14 protein-coding genes are annotated in these 14489 nt (G+C 62.6%); all 14 read right to left on the bottom strand.

Annotated elements, in window-relative coordinates; all coding sequences use genetic code 11:
- Positions 1-360 precede the first annotated feature (360 nt).
- Genes QMK54_RS02070 through QMK54_RS02135 form a run of 14 tightly spaced genes read right to left on the bottom strand, consistent with a single transcriptional unit; the run spans position 361 to position 14362 of the window.
- Complete coding sequence (locus QMK54_RS02070; RefSeq protein ID WP_320401963.1) at positions 361-1617, bottom strand: beta-ketoacyl-ACP synthase; 1257 nt, start codon at positions 1615-1617, stop codon at positions 361-363.
- A complete protein-coding gene (gene fabG, locus QMK54_RS02075) occupies positions 1617-2345 on the bottom strand; it encodes a 3-oxoacyl-ACP reductase FabG (RefSeq protein WP_110660650.1) in 729 nt (242 codons plus the stop codon). Before fabG ends, QMK54_RS02070 begins: the two co-directional genes overlap by 1 nt.
- Positions 2342-2803: a hotdog family protein gene (locus QMK54_RS02080; protein ID WP_110660651.1), complete on the bottom strand. Its 462-nt coding sequence runs from the start codon at positions 2801-2803 to the stop codon at positions 2342-2344. The genes fabG and QMK54_RS02080 overlap by 4 nt, the downstream gene beginning before the upstream one ends.
- Positions 2800-3996 carry a beta-ketoacyl-[acyl-carrier-protein] synthase family protein gene (locus QMK54_RS02085; protein WP_223591773.1) on the bottom strand — a complete coding sequence of 399 codons (1197 nt, stop codon included), beginning with the start codon at positions 3994-3996 and terminating at the stop codon, positions 2800-2802. Before QMK54_RS02085 ends, QMK54_RS02080 begins: the two co-directional genes overlap by 4 nt.
- Positions 3993-4610 carry a hypothetical protein gene (locus QMK54_RS02090; RefSeq protein WP_181432076.1) on the bottom strand — a complete coding sequence of 206 codons (618 nt, stop codon included), beginning with the start codon at positions 4608-4610 and terminating at the stop codon, positions 3993-3995. The genes QMK54_RS02085 and QMK54_RS02090 overlap by 4 nt, the downstream gene beginning before the upstream one ends.
- Complete coding sequence (locus QMK54_RS02095) at positions 4610-5335, bottom strand: class I SAM-dependent methyltransferase (protein ID WP_320401964.1); 726 nt, start codon at positions 5333-5335, stop codon at positions 4610-4612. Before QMK54_RS02095 ends, QMK54_RS02090 begins: the two co-directional genes overlap by 1 nt.
- Positions 5332-6579, bottom strand: a complete 1248-nt coding sequence (locus QMK54_RS02100; RefSeq protein WP_320401965.1) for an NAD(P)/FAD-dependent oxidoreductase — start codon at positions 6577-6579, stop codon at positions 5332-5334. Before QMK54_RS02100 ends, QMK54_RS02095 begins: the two co-directional genes overlap by 4 nt.
- The gene (locus QMK54_RS02105; RefSeq protein WP_110660656.1) at positions 6566-7723 is read right to left on the bottom strand and encodes a sodium:proton antiporter; all 1158 of its coding nucleotides are present in this window, start codon (positions 7721-7723) and stop codon (positions 6566-6568) included. Before QMK54_RS02105 ends, QMK54_RS02100 begins: the two co-directional genes overlap by 14 nt.
- The gene (locus QMK54_RS02110; protein ID WP_320401966.1) at positions 7723-10062 is read right to left on the bottom strand and encodes an MMPL family transporter; all 2340 of its coding nucleotides are present in this window, start codon (positions 10060-10062) and stop codon (positions 7723-7725) included. The genes QMK54_RS02105 and QMK54_RS02110 overlap by 1 nt, the downstream gene beginning before the upstream one ends.
- A complete protein-coding gene (locus QMK54_RS02115; RefSeq protein ID WP_320401967.1) occupies positions 10046-10750 on the bottom strand; it encodes an outer membrane lipoprotein carrier protein LolA in 705 nt (234 codons plus the stop codon). The genes QMK54_RS02110 and QMK54_RS02115 overlap by 17 nt, the downstream gene beginning before the upstream one ends.
- Complete coding sequence (locus QMK54_RS02120; protein ID WP_223591795.1) at positions 10747-11172, bottom strand: acyl-CoA thioesterase; 426 nt, start codon at positions 11170-11172, stop codon at positions 10747-10749. The genes QMK54_RS02115 and QMK54_RS02120 overlap by 4 nt, the downstream gene beginning before the upstream one ends.
- Positions 11165-12709: an HAL/PAL/TAL family ammonia-lyase gene (locus tag QMK54_RS02125; protein WP_223591803.1), complete on the bottom strand. Its 1545-nt coding sequence runs from the start codon at positions 12707-12709 to the stop codon at positions 11165-11167. The genes QMK54_RS02120 and QMK54_RS02125 overlap by 8 nt, the downstream gene beginning before the upstream one ends.
- The gene (locus tag QMK54_RS02130; protein ID WP_320401968.1) at positions 12690-13631 is read right to left on the bottom strand and encodes a glycosyl transferase; all 942 of its coding nucleotides are present in this window, start codon (positions 13629-13631) and stop codon (positions 12690-12692) included. The genes QMK54_RS02125 and QMK54_RS02130 overlap by 20 nt, the downstream gene beginning before the upstream one ends.
- The gene (locus QMK54_RS02135; RefSeq protein WP_110663307.1) at positions 13628-14362 is read right to left on the bottom strand and encodes a glycosyltransferase family 2 protein; all 735 of its coding nucleotides are present in this window, start codon (positions 14360-14362) and stop codon (positions 13628-13630) included. Before QMK54_RS02135 ends, QMK54_RS02130 begins: the two co-directional genes overlap by 4 nt.
- Positions 14363-14489 lie beyond the last annotated feature (127 nt).

Here is a 14489-nt window from a genome sequence, read left to right on the forward strand (position 1 = left end):
AACACAATGCCATTGACAATCCAATAAGTAGCGCCATTTAAGGGAAATATTTTTGTTATTCCCCACACAATAATCATTGTGTATCCAATGGAGCAGCCGATAACAACCAAACCCAAACTAGCCAAGTATCTGATTGTATACATTGTAGAAGTCCTTATCTGCGGATCATTGTGTTCAATATAACCTAAATTCACAAAAATAAGTGCAACACTGAAACAAAAGACAGCGGATCTTACCCTGTCTACGCTTGCCGCAATATGCTCTTTCCTGTGAGCTATATCGCGGCAACAGTATTTAACAGTTGGCCACCACTTGCACGCTCCCTCTGGCGCTCGATTGCAAGCGAAACAATGGCCTCCGTTATGCCGCTGGCAAGCCAGCTCCCGATTGCATGGACCAGCGCTTGAAAATCAGCGAAGTATTCACCCCGCCAAACGCAAAGTTATTGTTCATCACATACTGATTTTTCATCTGCCGAAACTCGCCGCGCAGGTAGTCGAGCTTGCCGCAATGCGGGTCGACTTCGTCGAGGTTGAAGGTGTGGGCGTAGAGGTCGCGGTTCATCATTTCGATGCTGAACCAGGACTCCAGCGCACCGCAGGCACCGAGGGTGTGGCCGAGGAAGCTTTTCTGCGAACTGATCGGCATGCGTTCGCCGAACAGGCTGCTGGTGGCCAGGGTTTCGGCGATGTCGCCCTGTTCGGTGGCGGTGCCGTGGCCGTTGACGTAGCCGATGTCCGACGGTTTCAGCCCGGCATCTTCCAGGGCCAGTTCCATGGCTCGGCGCATGGTGATTTGTTCGGGACGGGTGGTGTGCTGGCCGTCGGCGTTGCTGCCGAATCCGACGATCTCGGCGTGGATGTGGGCGCCGCGCGCCAGCGCATGTTCCAGTTCTTCGAGCACCAGCATGCCGCCGCCTTCGCCGATCACCAGGCCATCGCGTGCGGTGTCGTAAGGGCGCGGGCTGCGTTGTGGGGTGTCGTTTTTCAGGCTGGTGGCGTAGAGCGCATCGAAGACCATGGCTTCGGTCGGGCACAGTTCTTCGGCGCCGCCGGCGAGCATCAGCGGCAGGCGGCCAAACTTGATTGCCTCGTAGGCATAGCCGATGCCCTGGCTGCCGCTGGTGCAGGCGCTGGAGGTCGGGATCAGGCGCCCGGTGAGGCCGAAGAAGATGCTGATATTGGCTGCCGTGGTGTGCGGCATCATGCGCACGTAGGAGTTGGCGTTCAGGCCTTCGGCCACCGAGTTGAGCAGCATGTTGCCGAACGCCTTGATCTCGTCGGTGCTGCCGGTGGAGGAGCCGCACGCGACGCCCATGCGCCCGTCCTTGATCGACTCGTCGCTCAACAGGCCGGCGTCGGCCAGGGCCATTTCCGCTGCGCCCACAGCAAGCCGTGAAACCCGGCCCATGCTGCGCAGTTGCTTGCGGGTCCAGTGGCTGGGCACCTTGAAGTCATCGATGGGGCCGGCCAGGCGTGTGTTGAGTTCGGTAAAACGATCCCACTCGTCCATCCGGCGGATGCCGCTGCGGTTGGCCGCGAAGTTGCCGGCGATGGTGTCCCAGTCGCTGCCCAGTGAGGTGATGCCGGCCATGCCGGTGACGACGACGCGCTTCATCAGCACAGGCCTCCGTTGACGGCCAGAACCTGCCGGGTGATGTACGAGGCTTCCGCCGACATCAGGAAATTCACCGCGCCGGCCACCTCTTCAGGGGTGCCCATGCGTTGTGCGGGGATCATTTTCATCAGTTCTTCCACCGGCACGTTTTCGTCGAGCATGGCTGTGTCGATCAGGCCGGGTGCGACACAGTTAACGGTGATTTTGCGCTTGCCCAGCTCGATCGCCAATGCCTTGGCCGCGCCGATCAATCCAGCCTTGGAGGCGCTGTAGTTGACCTGGCCACGGTTGCCGATCAGCCCCGACACCGAGGTGATGCAGACAATCCGCCCGGTGGCGCGGCGCCTGATCATCGGCATCATCACCGGGTGCAGTACGTTGTAGAAGCCGTCGAGGTTGGTGCGCATGACCACATCCCAATCGTCCTCGCTTAGGGCCGGAAAGGCACCGTCGCGGGTCAGCCCGGCATTGAGCACCACGCCGTAATAGGCGCCGTGGGTTTCCACGTCGGCTTCGAGAATTTCCTTGCAGCGGGCGCGGTCGGCCACGTCGAACTGCAGGACGCGCGCACGACGACCCAAGGCCTCGACTTCGGCCTTGACGGCTTCGGCGTCGGCCAGGCCGTTGCGGCAATGCAGCACGATGTCGTGCCCAGCCTGGGCCAGGCGCAAGGCGATGGCGCGGCCGATGCCACGGCTGGAACCGGTGACCAGTACGAATTCAGTCATGACTGGACTCCTTCGGGTTCATGGAGATATTGAGCGGCCTGGGGTGGGCGATACACGTTCAGACGGGCGGTAACGTGAATGCCGGGGGCGTTGATGTGGCATTCGAACACGCCCATGCCGTTATCGTCTTCCAGGGAGCGAATGCCGTGGATGGTCAGCTCGGTACCGGCCGGAAAACTTTCGACGTTGCATTCGAACTTGCGGCTGCCGAGCAGGAAACCCAATTCCACCGCATCGCCGCGCTGGCGTGCATGGCAACCGGCGAAGGCGGCCACGCTCTGGGCCATCAGTTCAATGCCGACCCAGGCCGGCAGGCTGCCGTCGGGGAGATTGAACAGGCCATCGGGCTTGACGGTCAGGCGGGTGTAAATCTGCTCTTCATCGAACGCCAGGATCTGATCGATAAGGATCATGTCGCCAGCGTGGGGCAGCAGTTCGGCGAGCGGCCAGTCAATCATGGGGCGTCTCCGATAATCAGGCTGACGTTGTTGCCACCGAAGGCGAAGGAATTGCTCATCAGGTAGCGGGGTGCAATGGACGTCAGGCGCGTGGCCGGGGTCACCCATTGCAGCGGCGGCAGTTCGGGATCGGGCTGCTCGTCCCAGACGTGCGGCGGCAAGGCATGCTCGCGATTGTCCGGGCTCAGGCTCAACCAGCAGAACGCCGCTTCCAGCGCCCCGGCGGCGCCGAGGGTGTGGCCGGTCATCGGTTTGCTCGAGGAGCAGGACACGCCGGCCGGGAACAGCGTCGCCACGGCGTGGCTTTCCATGGCGTCGTTGTGTTGGGTAGCGGTGCCGTGCAGGTTCAGATAAGCGATCTGTTCCGGTTGCAGGTTGGCGCGGCCCAAGGCTTTGCGCATCGCCTGCAGGGCGCCTCGACCCGTCGGCTCCGGGGCGGAAATGTGATGTGCATCGGAGCTGGCGCCACTGCCGAGTAAGGCAATCGGCGGGCTGTCGCCGGCATCTCTGGTCATCAGGAACAGCACCGCCGCTTCGCCAATGTTGATGCCGTTGCGGTTCACCGAAAACGGATTACAGCGTTGTTCCGAGACGGCCTCCAGCGCCGAAAAACCATTGAGGGTCAGCTTGCACAGGGTATCGACTCCGCCACACAGCACCGCGTCGCAAATGCCCAGGTCCAACAGGCGCTGGGCGCTGATCAGGGCTCGGGCACTGGAGGTGCAAGCCGTGGAAATGACATAGGCCGGCCCACTCAATTGCAGCCACTCGGTGAGGAAGTTTGCCGGCGCACCGAGTTCCTGTTGCTGGTAGTCGTACTCAGGCGGGAACTGCTTGTCGCGCAGGTAATGCGCCAGGCCCTGGCTGGCCTCGTCGATACCCGAGGTGCTGGTACCCAGCACCACACCGATGCGGTCGCGGCCGTAGGTCTGGATTGCACTGTCGATGCCCGGGCGGATTTGCAGCGTGGCTTCCAGCAACAACTGATTGTTGCGACTGTGATGACGCGACATGTCGGCTGGAAGGGTTGCCAATGTGCCCTGGACCGCGCCGACCGGCAACGAGCGTTCCGGTACCCATCCGGCGGTGTCGCGCATGCCGGAGCAGTCGCCGGCAAACAGGTTGCGGGCAACTTCCTGCTTGTCGCGGCCCAGCGCGCAGACCAAACCGAGGGCATTGAGGTAAGCCGTCATGGCGCTTCACCGCTGAGGGGGGTGACTTGATAAGTCGGGCCTTTCGGAAACTTCAATTCGAAATTATGTGGTTGTGCGTAGCGAATGTCCCAGCGCTCGGGCAGGGATCGTTGTGTGCCGTGCTGCCAGGCGTCGGGATAGTTGGCCGCCAGTTCATCTTTTGGTGTCAACGCAAACAGCAGCGCCGCGAACAGCTCGCGGGCTCGCGGATTGGGCGGCAGGAAGCCATCGGACTCCCAGGTTTTGTCGATCAATTTCTGCCGGGCCTGGGGAATGCCCAACAGGTCCATCATCGACCAGCGAATCCCCGATTCCTCGCGCTGGATCACCAGTACCCAGTCCTGGCGGTCGTCGGGCTGCAGGAGCTGGATGTGCAGTTGCAGCGGCAACGGCAGGTCCGGATTTTTCTCGGGCAGTGGGGCCCGACCGGCGCAGGCGCTCAGGAGCAGGGTTGTGGCGAGTAACAGAAATTTCAGCATGCCCGCTACCCCTGTAGGAGCGAGCTTGCTCGCGATGGCGGCGATACATTCGACATCAATGTTGACTGACCCACCGCTTTCGCGAGCAAGCCCGCTCCCACAGGTTTGATGTTTCAAGCGACTGGCAATGAACATCACACAGTTCCTTCAAAAGGTTTGCGCGCCACCACATTGACCAGGGTTTCTTCCCGTTGGCCAAAGGGTTTTGGTTTGCACACACCCAAGTGTTCGAGCAGGCCGAAATCCTTGGCGCGACTCCACCACAGGTACGGATAAGACACGTTTTGCGCGGTAAATTCGAAACCCTGCTGGCGAATCATTTGCAGATACTGCGCCGCGCTTTTCTGCACGTGCATGGGGTGGCGGAATAGCCAGCGGATCACCCAGGTATCAATGTAGGCCTCGGTGGATTCGGCGAACAGCAGATAACCGCCGGGCTTGAGCACACGGTAGAACTCGGCCAGTGTCTGTTGCTGTTCCACCAGGTGATGGAAGGTCTGGTGACAGAACAGCAGGTCGATACTGGCGTCCGGCAGGTCGAGGCTGGCGCAGTCGCCGCCGAGCAACTCCACTTCCATGCCCTGGCGGGCCGCTTCTGCGCGGCTCTGCTCCAGGCTGTGGGGATCGGCATCGAGGCCAATCAGGCGACCGGGCGCAAAGGCCTGGCGCAGCAGTGCGAATGACTTGCCCTGACCACAACCGGCATCCAGCAGTACCGCCTCAGCGGGCGGCGTGTCGCTGAACAGGCCGCGCAAATCGTCGATCGCCAACCGCAGCACATAGTGTTGCCAGATCCGGCTGCGCAGGAACCACAACCCGAAACGGGTTTCTTCGACGTAGTTGTCGCTCAAGTAGTTCATGAGGCTTCCCTTGCACAGAATTCCGATATCACCTTCAACCGGCGCCTGGCTTCGCTGACGAACGGGTTGCGCGGGTCCCAGGCATATCCGGCAAGGATGGAGCTGATCATCCCGCGAATTTCCTTTGAGCTGCCCTCATGGAAAATCACATCCTGGAAGGTCCCGGCGTACCAGCCTTCGACGTAGCAACGGAACGTGTCGACGCCGCGCTTGAGCGGTTCGGCGAACTCGGTCTGCCAGTCGACGGCTTCGCCTTGCAGCTGGCGGTGCAACACCCCGGCGGCCATGCTCGCCGACCGCATGGCGATGGTCACGCCGGAGGAGAACACCGGGTCGAGGAATTCCGCGGCATTGCCTAGCAGCGCGAAGCCCGGACCGTGCAGGGTTTTGACGTTGGCCGAGTAACCGCCGATGGTCCGGGCCTCGGTGTCCCACTGCGCATTTTGCAACACGCTGGCCAGGCTGGGCGTCTCGGCAATGAAGCTGCGCAGGCACTGGTCCAGATTGTCGCTGCGGCCGGCGAAACGTTCCTCGGCGGCGACCACGCCGACCGAGCAGCGCCCGTTGCTGAACGGGATGGTCCAGAACCACACGTCGCGCAGGGTCGGATGAGTGGTCACGAGGATCTTGCTGCGGTCGAAGGCAGGGTGGTCGATGCGGTCCTCGACGTGAGTGAAAACCGCCTGGCGCACCGGGAAGTTCGACGGCGCCTCGAGGTCGAGCAAGCGCGGCAGCACGCGGCCGTAACCACTGGCATCGAGCAGGAAATCAGCTGCGATGCGGTACTCGCTGCCGTCTTCGCGGCGCACGCCAAGCTGCGGTTTTTCCGGGGCAATGTCGACGCTGACGATGCTTTCGCCATAGCGGATCTCCACGCCTTGCAGCGCGGCCTGATCGGCCAGCAGCTTATCGAAATCGGCGCGCTGGACCTGAAAGGTCGTCGATTTGCCGTGGCTGAACGTCTCGCTGAAATCGAACGCGCTGTAGCGCTCGCCCCAGGCAAACGCGGCACCGGTTTTCAGCTGGAAACCCGCCGCGTTGACGGCGTCGAGCATGCCCGCTTCTTCGACGAAGTCCAGGCAGTGTGCCAACAGGCTCTCACCGATGGAAAACCGTGGGAAATGCTGGCGCTCGATCACCAGCACATCGTGCCCCTTGCGCTTGAGCAACGCAGCGGCGATGGCACCGGAAGGGCCGGCGCCGATGACCACGACCTGGCGGCATTCCTTTTCAACGGTTGGCATGAGGGCTCCTTGCCGGGACAGCGGTTTTCAGGGGGATTCGGTGCATACCGGTCAGGGCTGGCAGCAGTGTAGCGATCAGGCCCATCAGCATCAGGGCAAAGTACAGCGGCGGGCTGATGAGTTGCTGTTGCAGCAGCAGGTTGAGAAAAACGATCTCGCTCAAGCCGCGGATGTTCAGCAGCACACTTTCCCGCCAGCGACTGGCGCCCGTGAACGAGGCACCGGCCCAGCCGAGGCCGAGCCAGTTACCCAGCAGTTTGCTCAGCATCGGCAACAGCAGCAGGGCCAACAGTTGCACCCAGCCGAGGCTGTCGATCGCGCTGTGCACGTTGATCTGCACGATGCCGAACGTGAGGATCAGCGGGATGGCGATGTACGTCTGTAAACGGCTCATCCAGATGGCCGGCAGCGGCAGGACCAAGGGTGCTTTCAGCGCGGCCATGATCAGCACATAGCCGATGCCGAAAATCAGCGCATTGAGCTTGTAGTGCTCGGCCACGACCAGCAGGGCGAAAAAGCACAGGCTGTAAAGCCATGTCTGGCGCAAACCGAGCAGCCGTAGCAGCACCGGCAGGCAGGCGCCGGCCAGGGGCAGCAACAGGCTGCTCAGGTGCAGGCTGCCCTGGGCGAGGCCGAAGAGGGTCCAGCAGGCGAGGTCGATAAGGATCGCGGTCTGCACCAGGCGCCGGGTGGCGGCGGGTGGGTAATCGATGTGCCGCAGGTACAGGTACAGCACCGGAATTGCGGTAATGGCGAACAACAGGCCGACGGCCAGCGAGCTGATCCACGGTTGCGCCGGCAACAACCAGACGGCCGTGGCCAGGCCGCAGGCAAACGGAATGCAAAAGCTGGGCAGGGCGATCTTCAGGCTCTGGCGATCCAGGTGCAGGTCGATCACATCGCTGAGGATGTAGCCCAGCAACAGGGCAAAGCTCAGGCTGTAGAGGTTCTTCAGCCAGCCCGGCGACACCAGCAGCGCACCGCTCAATTGCCATTGCGGCTCGATCCAGAAATACATCAGCAGCGGCAAGCCGAGGGTCGCCAGCAGCAACTGGCTGACGATGGGAATCAGACCGAAATGCCGGCCGACACGGGTCGCCACGGCGAACAACGCCAACGCCATCGCCCAGAACAGAACCACCATCACGCTGCACGCTCCACGACCGTAGCGCCCTGTGCCTGTCGACCGGCCCACGGCGCGAGCAGGAAGCTGAAGATCAGGCCCAGGCTCACCGACAGTCCGAAGTTGCTCACCGCCGGGGTACTCGATACCGCCAGCAGGCCGAACGACAGCCAGGTGGTCAACGCCGCCAGCAGGGTGCCGAGCAGGCTCACGGCCGCGCCACCGACCTGTTCGCGCATCAGGATCGCATAATCGACGCTGATCGCCGTTACCAGCAACAGCCCGAACAGACTGAACAGGGTCAACGGCTGCCCGAGCCAGCCGAGGCTGGCCAGGCTGCACAATGCCGCCAGCAGCGGCAGGGACACGATACGCAACGCACCGCCGAGGCCGAACGGCAGGATCAGCACCAGCACGATCAGCACGCAGGAGGCGAGCTTCAATTCGGCGGCACTGATTTGGGTAGCCGCGAAGACGTTGTTCAATTCACCCAGTCGATCCACCAGTGTCACGCCGGGTAAGTCCTCGCCCTGGAGCCGCAGCAGGGCCGGGTTGTTGATGCCTTGCAGACTGACCATCGCCGCCACGCCGTCATCGGTCGGCCCCAGCCACAGGGGCCGGTAGGGCTCTGCCAGCGGGCCGGCCAACGCAGCATCGATGTCCTCGACAGGCAGTGCCTGTAGCTTCGTCAGCTCTGTTTGCAGTGCCTCGGCCGGCACGCCGACGTCGAGCAAGGGTTGCCAGAACGTTGGCAGTTTGTTCAATGCTGCACGCACCTGCTGCTGTTCGCTTGGCGGGCTGACCAACTGATTGAGCGACAGATAACCCTGGAGCTTTTCCAGGCCGATCAATTGATCCAGTCGTTCGCTCAGGGCGGTCTGGCGTTCGAGCAGTTGCTGCTGATTGTCGGCGCGTATCAGGAAGAACTGGCTGGTGGGTTGATAGCCGGTGATCCGCGCAATGGTGCGAGCTTCGTCGGTCAATTGTTGTGGTGCGCTGATCCACTGGCGAATGTCGTTCTTGCTGTTCAGCTGCAACAGGCCTCCCACGCAAAAGGCGATCAGCAGTGCCAGCAAGACCGGTGTTTTCAGCTGCTTGAGCAGGGCTTCACGGCAGCCCAGCAAAAACTCGGACACCTGCAATGGCCATTGCGCCGGGCGCAGGTCTACCCCCTTGAGCAAGGCCGGCAGCAGGCACACGGCGGACAGATAGGCACCGAGCAAACCGGCGGCAGAGAACGCGGCAATCTGGGTCAGCGCCGGGAAGGGTGTCCAGGCCAGGGCCAGGTAACCGATGCCGCTGGTGATCAGGCTCAGGGTCAACCCGGGCAAGGTCAGGCGCAGGGCGGGCCAGCTGTGCCAGGGCTTGAGGCTCCAGCTCTTGGACAGGTAGTGCAGCGGATAGTCGACCGCGACACCGATCAGGCTCGAGCCCAGCACCAGCGTCATCACGTGCATATGGCCGAACAACGCCACGCAGGCCACCGCGCCGAAGAGCATCCCGACCAGCACCGGCACGAAGGCCAGCAACACGCGCCAGCGCCGGAAGGCCAACAGCAGCAGCAACAGAATCCCGACGGTGGCACCACCACCGACCCAGGTCATTTCCCGGGTGGCCTGCTGTTGCCCGTTGGCCGCGTACAGCAAGCCACTGGCGGCGAGCAGTTGCACTTCATGCCGGGCGGCTTCTTCGCGGCTGTGCTTGAGCAAGTCGGCCACCTGCAGTGGCAGGTTCATGTCGAAGGCGTTACCGGTGGTGCGCGCGCGCAGCAGCACCCAGCTCTTGCCATCGGCATCGGCGACCAGAGCGCCGCTGCCGATGTCCAGTTGCACGGAACCGCGTTGTGGCTGGCTGTTCTGGATACGCCCGGTCAGGCCCAGCCAGTCGTCCTGGCTCGGCACCAGGCTGTAACCATTGAACGGGTCGAACAACGCCTGCACCCGTTGCTGGATGAAGGTGTCGGGGTGTTCGATCAGCAGTTGCCGGTCCGCCGCCGAGAGCATCGCCAGGCGACCTTGCAGCAACTGCGTGCGCAGTGCCGGCAAGTCCGCTTGCAGGGTCCACTGGACCTTTTCGAACAAGCCGCTGGCCTGCCATTGCTCGCCGAGTGTCTGCGCCATGGCGACGGCCTGCTGGCGATCGGTATGACCGACCAGCACCAGCATTTCGCGATTCAGCGGCTCTTGCATGCGTTGTTCGGCGCGCAGTTCCAGGGCATCGGGCGCCGTGCCGGGCACCAGTTCCATCAGGTTCGCCGACAGTGGCGCGCCGTCACGCCATTGCCAGCCGGCGAGCGCCAGTACTGCCAGCAGCAGGATCAGGAACAGCCGTGGCAACCACCGTTCACTCGGCAAAGTCATGCTGCTCCGCGTCGCTCAACGGTTGGGCGCTGGTGCTGTCCTGCATGCGCAATAACGTACTGTCGCCCTGGGTTTCGAGCAGTTCGATGCTGTGCACCAGTTCTGCGCCGGTAATGTAGATCTGGTTGAACACCTGCTTGAGCAGCATCGAGCGCGGCACCAGTGTGAGCTTCCAGTTCTGTGCGTCGCCGCTCAGGGACAGTTCGAAATCCCGTTGCAGGCCACTGCTGTCGCCCTGCAGCACGGCGAGGAACAAACGGTTCTGCTCGGCACCGGCGCTTTTGCCCGGCAGCATCTGCCAGACACTGCCGTCACGCCGGGCAATGCCTTTGGTGCTGATGCGGTAGTCCTGTTGCAAGGGCGTTTTCAACAGCCACAACAGGCCGTGGTTCTTCGCCAGGACGAACGTGCCCTTGCTGGTCAGCGGCTGGGGCAGGGCACGCAGGTGTTTTTCCTGGATGAAGTTGCCGTGGATCACCTCGGGCTTGGCCAGTTGATCACTGAGTTGTTGCAGGTCGAAGGCATGGGCCAGTCCAGGAATGCCCAGTAGCACGCAGAAAACTGTAGGAGCGAGCTTGCTCGCGAAAAACCTGAGGGCGCCACGGGGTGTCAGGTGCCCAGCGTCATCGTTAACGACCATCGCGAGCAGGCTCGCTCCTACAGGAGGACGGGGGGCGCAGGACATCATGGCAGGGCCCTCTCAACCGCGTCGGTGAACACTTTCGGCGAGGTCAGTTGCATCTCGCGGCTGGCGAGGTCGACGGCGACTTGCACCGACATGGCCCGGGTCAGGCGTTCACCGGTTTGCAGATCGCTGATCAGGTAGTTGATCTTCAAGCGGTTCTCCCACTCCACCAGGTTGGCGCGCACGTTGAGTGTCTGGCCGAACACCGCGCCGCGCACGTAGCGCAATTGCAGGTCGATGACCGGCCACGCGTAGCCTGACTCGCTCATCGCGGTGTAGTTGTGGCCGATCCTGTCCAGCAGCGCGCAGCGGGCGACTTCCAGGTATTTGACGTAATGGCCGTGCCAGACCACGTGCATGCTGTCGACGTCAAAGAAGGGGACGACGATTTCCGTGTCGGTGTGCAGGAATCCCTTGCTACGCATGCAGCCTCCAGTGTTGTTCGGCGATGCGTTGCAGGCACAGGCGCAATTCGCCTTCCAGCGCGCGGTCTTCGATGACCGGCGGGAAATCCTTGGCCAGTTCTTCGTGCATGGCGGCCAAAGCGGGTGGCAGCGGTCGTGCATCTTCAGCCTGGCCACGCAGCCAGACGCCCTGGTTGGCCGCCAGCAGCGTAGCGGCCGCCACCTGTTCGGTGAGTTCCAGCACGCGGATCGCATCCCGGGCGGCGATGGTGCCCATGCTGACCTTGTCCTGGTTGTGGCATTCGGTGGAGCGCGAGAAGACGCTGGCCGGCATGGTGTTCTTCAGCGCTTCGGCGGTCCAGGCACTGGTGCCGATCTGCACCGCCTTGAAGCCGTGATTGAGCATGGCGCGGTCAGCCGTGGCGCCGGACAGGTTGCTCGGCAAACCATGGTTATAGCGCTCATCCACCAGCAGGGCGAGTTGCCGATCCAGCAGGTCGGCGACGTTGGCCACGAGGTTTTTCAGGCTGTCCATGGCGAAGGCGATGTGCCCGCCGTAGAAGTGCCCGCCGTGCAGCACGCGTTCGGCTTCGGCGTCGATGATCGGATTGTCGTTGGCGCTGTTGAGTTCGATTTCGATGAACGAACGCAGCCAGTTCAGGCTGTCGGCCAGCACGCCCAGCACATGGGGCGCGCAGCGCAGGGAATAGCGGTCTTGCAGGCGATGCAGCGGCGCGGTCGGCGCGTCGATGGCCAGGTCCTTGCGCAACCACGCGGCGACCTGCATCTGCCCCGGATGTGGCTTGGCCGCGAACAGGCGCTCGTCGAAGTGCTCCGGGTTGCCCTGCAGGGCGACCACGTTCAGCGCGGTGATGCGCGTGGCCAGTTGCAGCAGGTAATCGGCGCGGGCATAAGCCAGACAGGCCAGGCCGGTCATCACGGCGGTGCCGTTCATCAATGCCAGGGCTTCTTTGGGACGCAACACCAGTGGCTGCCAACCAAGTTCGCGATGCACGTCGGCGGCTTGCCGGCGTTCGCCGCGGAACATCACTTCGCGTTCGCCGGACAGCGTGGCGGCAACGTACGACAGCGGCGTCAGGTCACCACTGGCGCCCACCGAACCTTCCTCCGGAATCAGCGGCAGGATGTCGTGTTCGAGGAACGCCTGCAGGCGCTCCAGCAGCTCTACACGCACCCCGGAAACACCGTGGCACAACGACTGCAAACGCGCCGCCAGTACCGCGCGGGTGGCCTGGGCGTCGAGCAGTTTGCCCAGGCCGCAGCCGTGGAAGGTGTACAGATGACGGGGCAGCGCCTCGACGTGATGCAGCGGCACCGCGACCACGCAGGAGTCGCCGTAACCGGTGGTCACGCCATAGATCACGCCTTCCTTGTCCAGCAGAGAGTCGAGAAAACGCGCACCCTTGGCGATGCGCTCGCGGTAGGCGGGATCGCTTTGCAACTGCGTCGGCACTTTGCGGTTGGTCACGGCCAGCACGTCTTCAATGCGCAAAGGGCGTTCGCCGAAGGTTACCGGCTCAAGCGTTGGCGTCGTCATCGGTCTTCCAGAAAGGGTAAAAGTTGAACCATTGTTGGGGCGCTTCAAGGCAATAGTGACCCAAGCGTTCGGCGTAGCGGGACGCCCACTGATGAATGACCTGTTCGCGGTCGCTGCGCTTCCAGGTGATTGCATCAGCGAAGGGTTCAATGGTCAGTCGATAGTCGCCGTCGGGCTTTTTCAGGCACAGCAGCAGGTTGATCGGGCATTTGAGCAGGCCGGCCAGCAGCCACGGGCCCTGGGGGAACCTGGCCGGATGACCGAGGAAGTCCACGGTCATGCTGCGCCCGCCATGCAGCGGCACGCGATCACCGGCAATCGCCAGCCACTCGCCGCGCTCCAGGCGTTCGCTCAGTTGCAGCATGACCCCGGGGTCGAGTTCGCTGACCTGAATCAGCCGCAGGTTGGTCGCGCCGGCTTCGCCCAGCAAACGGTTGAACTGTTCGGCGTGCTTGGTGTGCACCAGCACGTTCATCGTGACTTTCTCGCCGATTTCCGCCAGTGCGCGGCAGACTTCCAGATTGCCCAGGTGTGCGCCCACCAGCATCTGCCCGCGGGCTCCGCGCAACTGGTCGCGCAGCAGTGCCGGGTCGATGATTTCGATTTGTTCGATGCTCAGCTTGCCGTTCCACACGTCGAGTTTGTCGAGCATGGAATCGGCGAAAGCCATGAACTGGCCGAACACCCGCCAATGGCTCGGGCGCAATTCGTTGCGACCGCTCCAGTCGGCCAGGCGTTGCTGGTATTGCCAGGCACTGTGGCGGGCGCTGCGGCCGAACAGGAAAAAGTACAGGACGATGCCGTACAGCACTGGACTGAGTACTCGACGGCCCAGCACTTTGGCGCCGAAGGCGGTGAGTTTCATCAGCCAGAAACTGCCGCGCTCTTCGCGGTCGGCCCAGTGCTGCTTATCTGCGCTCATGCCCGCCACCGTCGCCAGAGGATCACTGGCGCACGCAGCAACATGCCGAAGAACAGCCGCGTGTGCATGCTGGAAATCAGCACGTTGTCGTGGAACATACGAAAATGCGAAACGCCGTCCAGCGGGTAATGGACTTTGGTTTGCAGCCATGACATCGGCTGATTGCGCCAGGCCAGGCGCACGAGGATGTCCGAGTCGAAGTCCATGCGCTTGCCGATTTTCGCTGACTCGATCAGGTCAAGCACCGGGGGCAGCGGATAGACCCGGAAGCCGCACATGGAGTCGCGAATCTGCAACGACAGGGTGTTGATCCAGACCATGACGTGAGTCAGGTAGCGTGCATACAAACGGCCTTTCGGCACGCTGGCGTCATATTGCGGATAGCCGCAAATCACCGCCTGTGGGTGGCGGCGTGATTGTTCGATGAAGCGTTTGATGTCCTGCAAATCGTGCTGGCCATCGGCATCCACCTGCAAGGCATGGCTGAAGCCCAGGCGCGAAGCTTCACGCAAGCCGGTCATGACCGCGCCACCCTTGCCCTGGTTTTCGGCCAGGCGGATCAGGTACACCATTTCACGTTGAGCCAGGCGATCGAGTACCCGGGCACAGCGCGGGCTGCTGGCGTCGTCCACCAGAATGCAGGGCAGATGGCTGGTGATCAACGCGTCGACCACCGTGGTGATCGCGTCTTCGTGGTTGTACACCGGGACGATGGCGCAGGGACTATGCATGCGCTGAAACCTCCACAAAACCCTTGTGGCGAGGGAGCTTGCTGTGGCGAGGGAGCTTGCTCCCGTTCGAGTGCGCAGCACTCGCCATGCAATCAGCATCAAGTGGCTTTGGGGCTGCTTCGCAGCC

Origin of the sequence: Pseudomonas sp. P5_109 (assembly GCF_034009455.1) — a bacterium.
Taxonomy (GTDB): Bacteria; Pseudomonadota; Gammaproteobacteria; order Pseudomonadales; family Pseudomonadaceae; genus Aquipseudomonas.

Excerpts from the sequence above, each read along its gene's own strand:
- QMK54_RS02070 (WP_320401963.1), bottom strand. The coding sequence starts at position 1,617 with ATGAAGCGCGTCGTCGTCACCGGCATGGCCGGCATCACCTCACTGGGC.
- fabG (WP_110660650.1), bottom strand. The coding sequence starts at position 2,345 with ATGACTGAATTCGTACTGGTCACCGGTTCCAGCCGTGGCATCGGCCGC.
- QMK54_RS02080 (WP_110660651.1), bottom strand. The coding sequence starts at position 2,803 with ATGATTGACTGGCCGCTCGCCGAACTGCTGCCCCACGCTGGCGACATG.
- QMK54_RS02085 (WP_223591773.1), bottom strand. The coding sequence starts at position 3,996 with ATGACGGCTTACCTCAATGCCCTCGGTTTGGTCTGCGCGCTGGGCCGC.
- QMK54_RS02090 (WP_181432076.1), bottom strand. The coding sequence starts at position 4,610 with ATGTTCATTGCCAGTCGCTTGAAACATCAAACCTGTGGGAGCGGGCTT.
- QMK54_RS02095 (WP_320401964.1), bottom strand. The coding sequence starts at position 5,335 with ATGAACTACTTGAGCGACAACTACGTCGAAGAAACCCGTTTCGGGTTG.
- QMK54_RS02100 (WP_320401965.1), bottom strand. The coding sequence starts at position 6,579 with ATGCCAACCGTTGAAAAGGAATGCCGCCAGGTCGTGGTCATCGGCGCC.
- QMK54_RS02105 (WP_110660656.1), bottom strand. The coding sequence starts at position 7,723 with ATGGTGGTTCTGTTCTGGGCGATGGCGTTGGCGTTGTTCGCCGTGGCG.
- QMK54_RS02110 (WP_320401966.1), bottom strand. The coding sequence starts at position 10,062 with ATGACTTTGCCGAGTGAACGGTGGTTGCCACGGCTGTTCCTGATCCTG.
- QMK54_RS02115 (WP_320401967.1), bottom strand. The coding sequence starts at position 10,750 with ATGATGTCCTGCGCCCCCCGTCCTCCTGTAGGAGCGAGCCTGCTCGCG.
- QMK54_RS02120 (WP_223591795.1), bottom strand. The coding sequence starts at position 11,172 with ATGCGTAGCAAGGGATTCCTGCACACCGACACGGAAATCGTCGTCCCC.
- QMK54_RS02125 (WP_223591803.1), bottom strand. The coding sequence starts at position 12,709 with ATGACGACGCCAACGCTTGAGCCGGTAACCTTCGGCGAACGCCCTTTG.
- QMK54_RS02130 (WP_320401968.1), bottom strand. The coding sequence starts at position 13,631 with ATGAGCGCAGATAAGCAGCACTGGGCCGACCGCGAAGAGCGCGGCAGT.
- QMK54_RS02135 (WP_110663307.1), bottom strand. The coding sequence starts at position 14,362 with ATGCATAGTCCCTGCGCCATCGTCCCGGTGTACAACCACGAAGACGCG.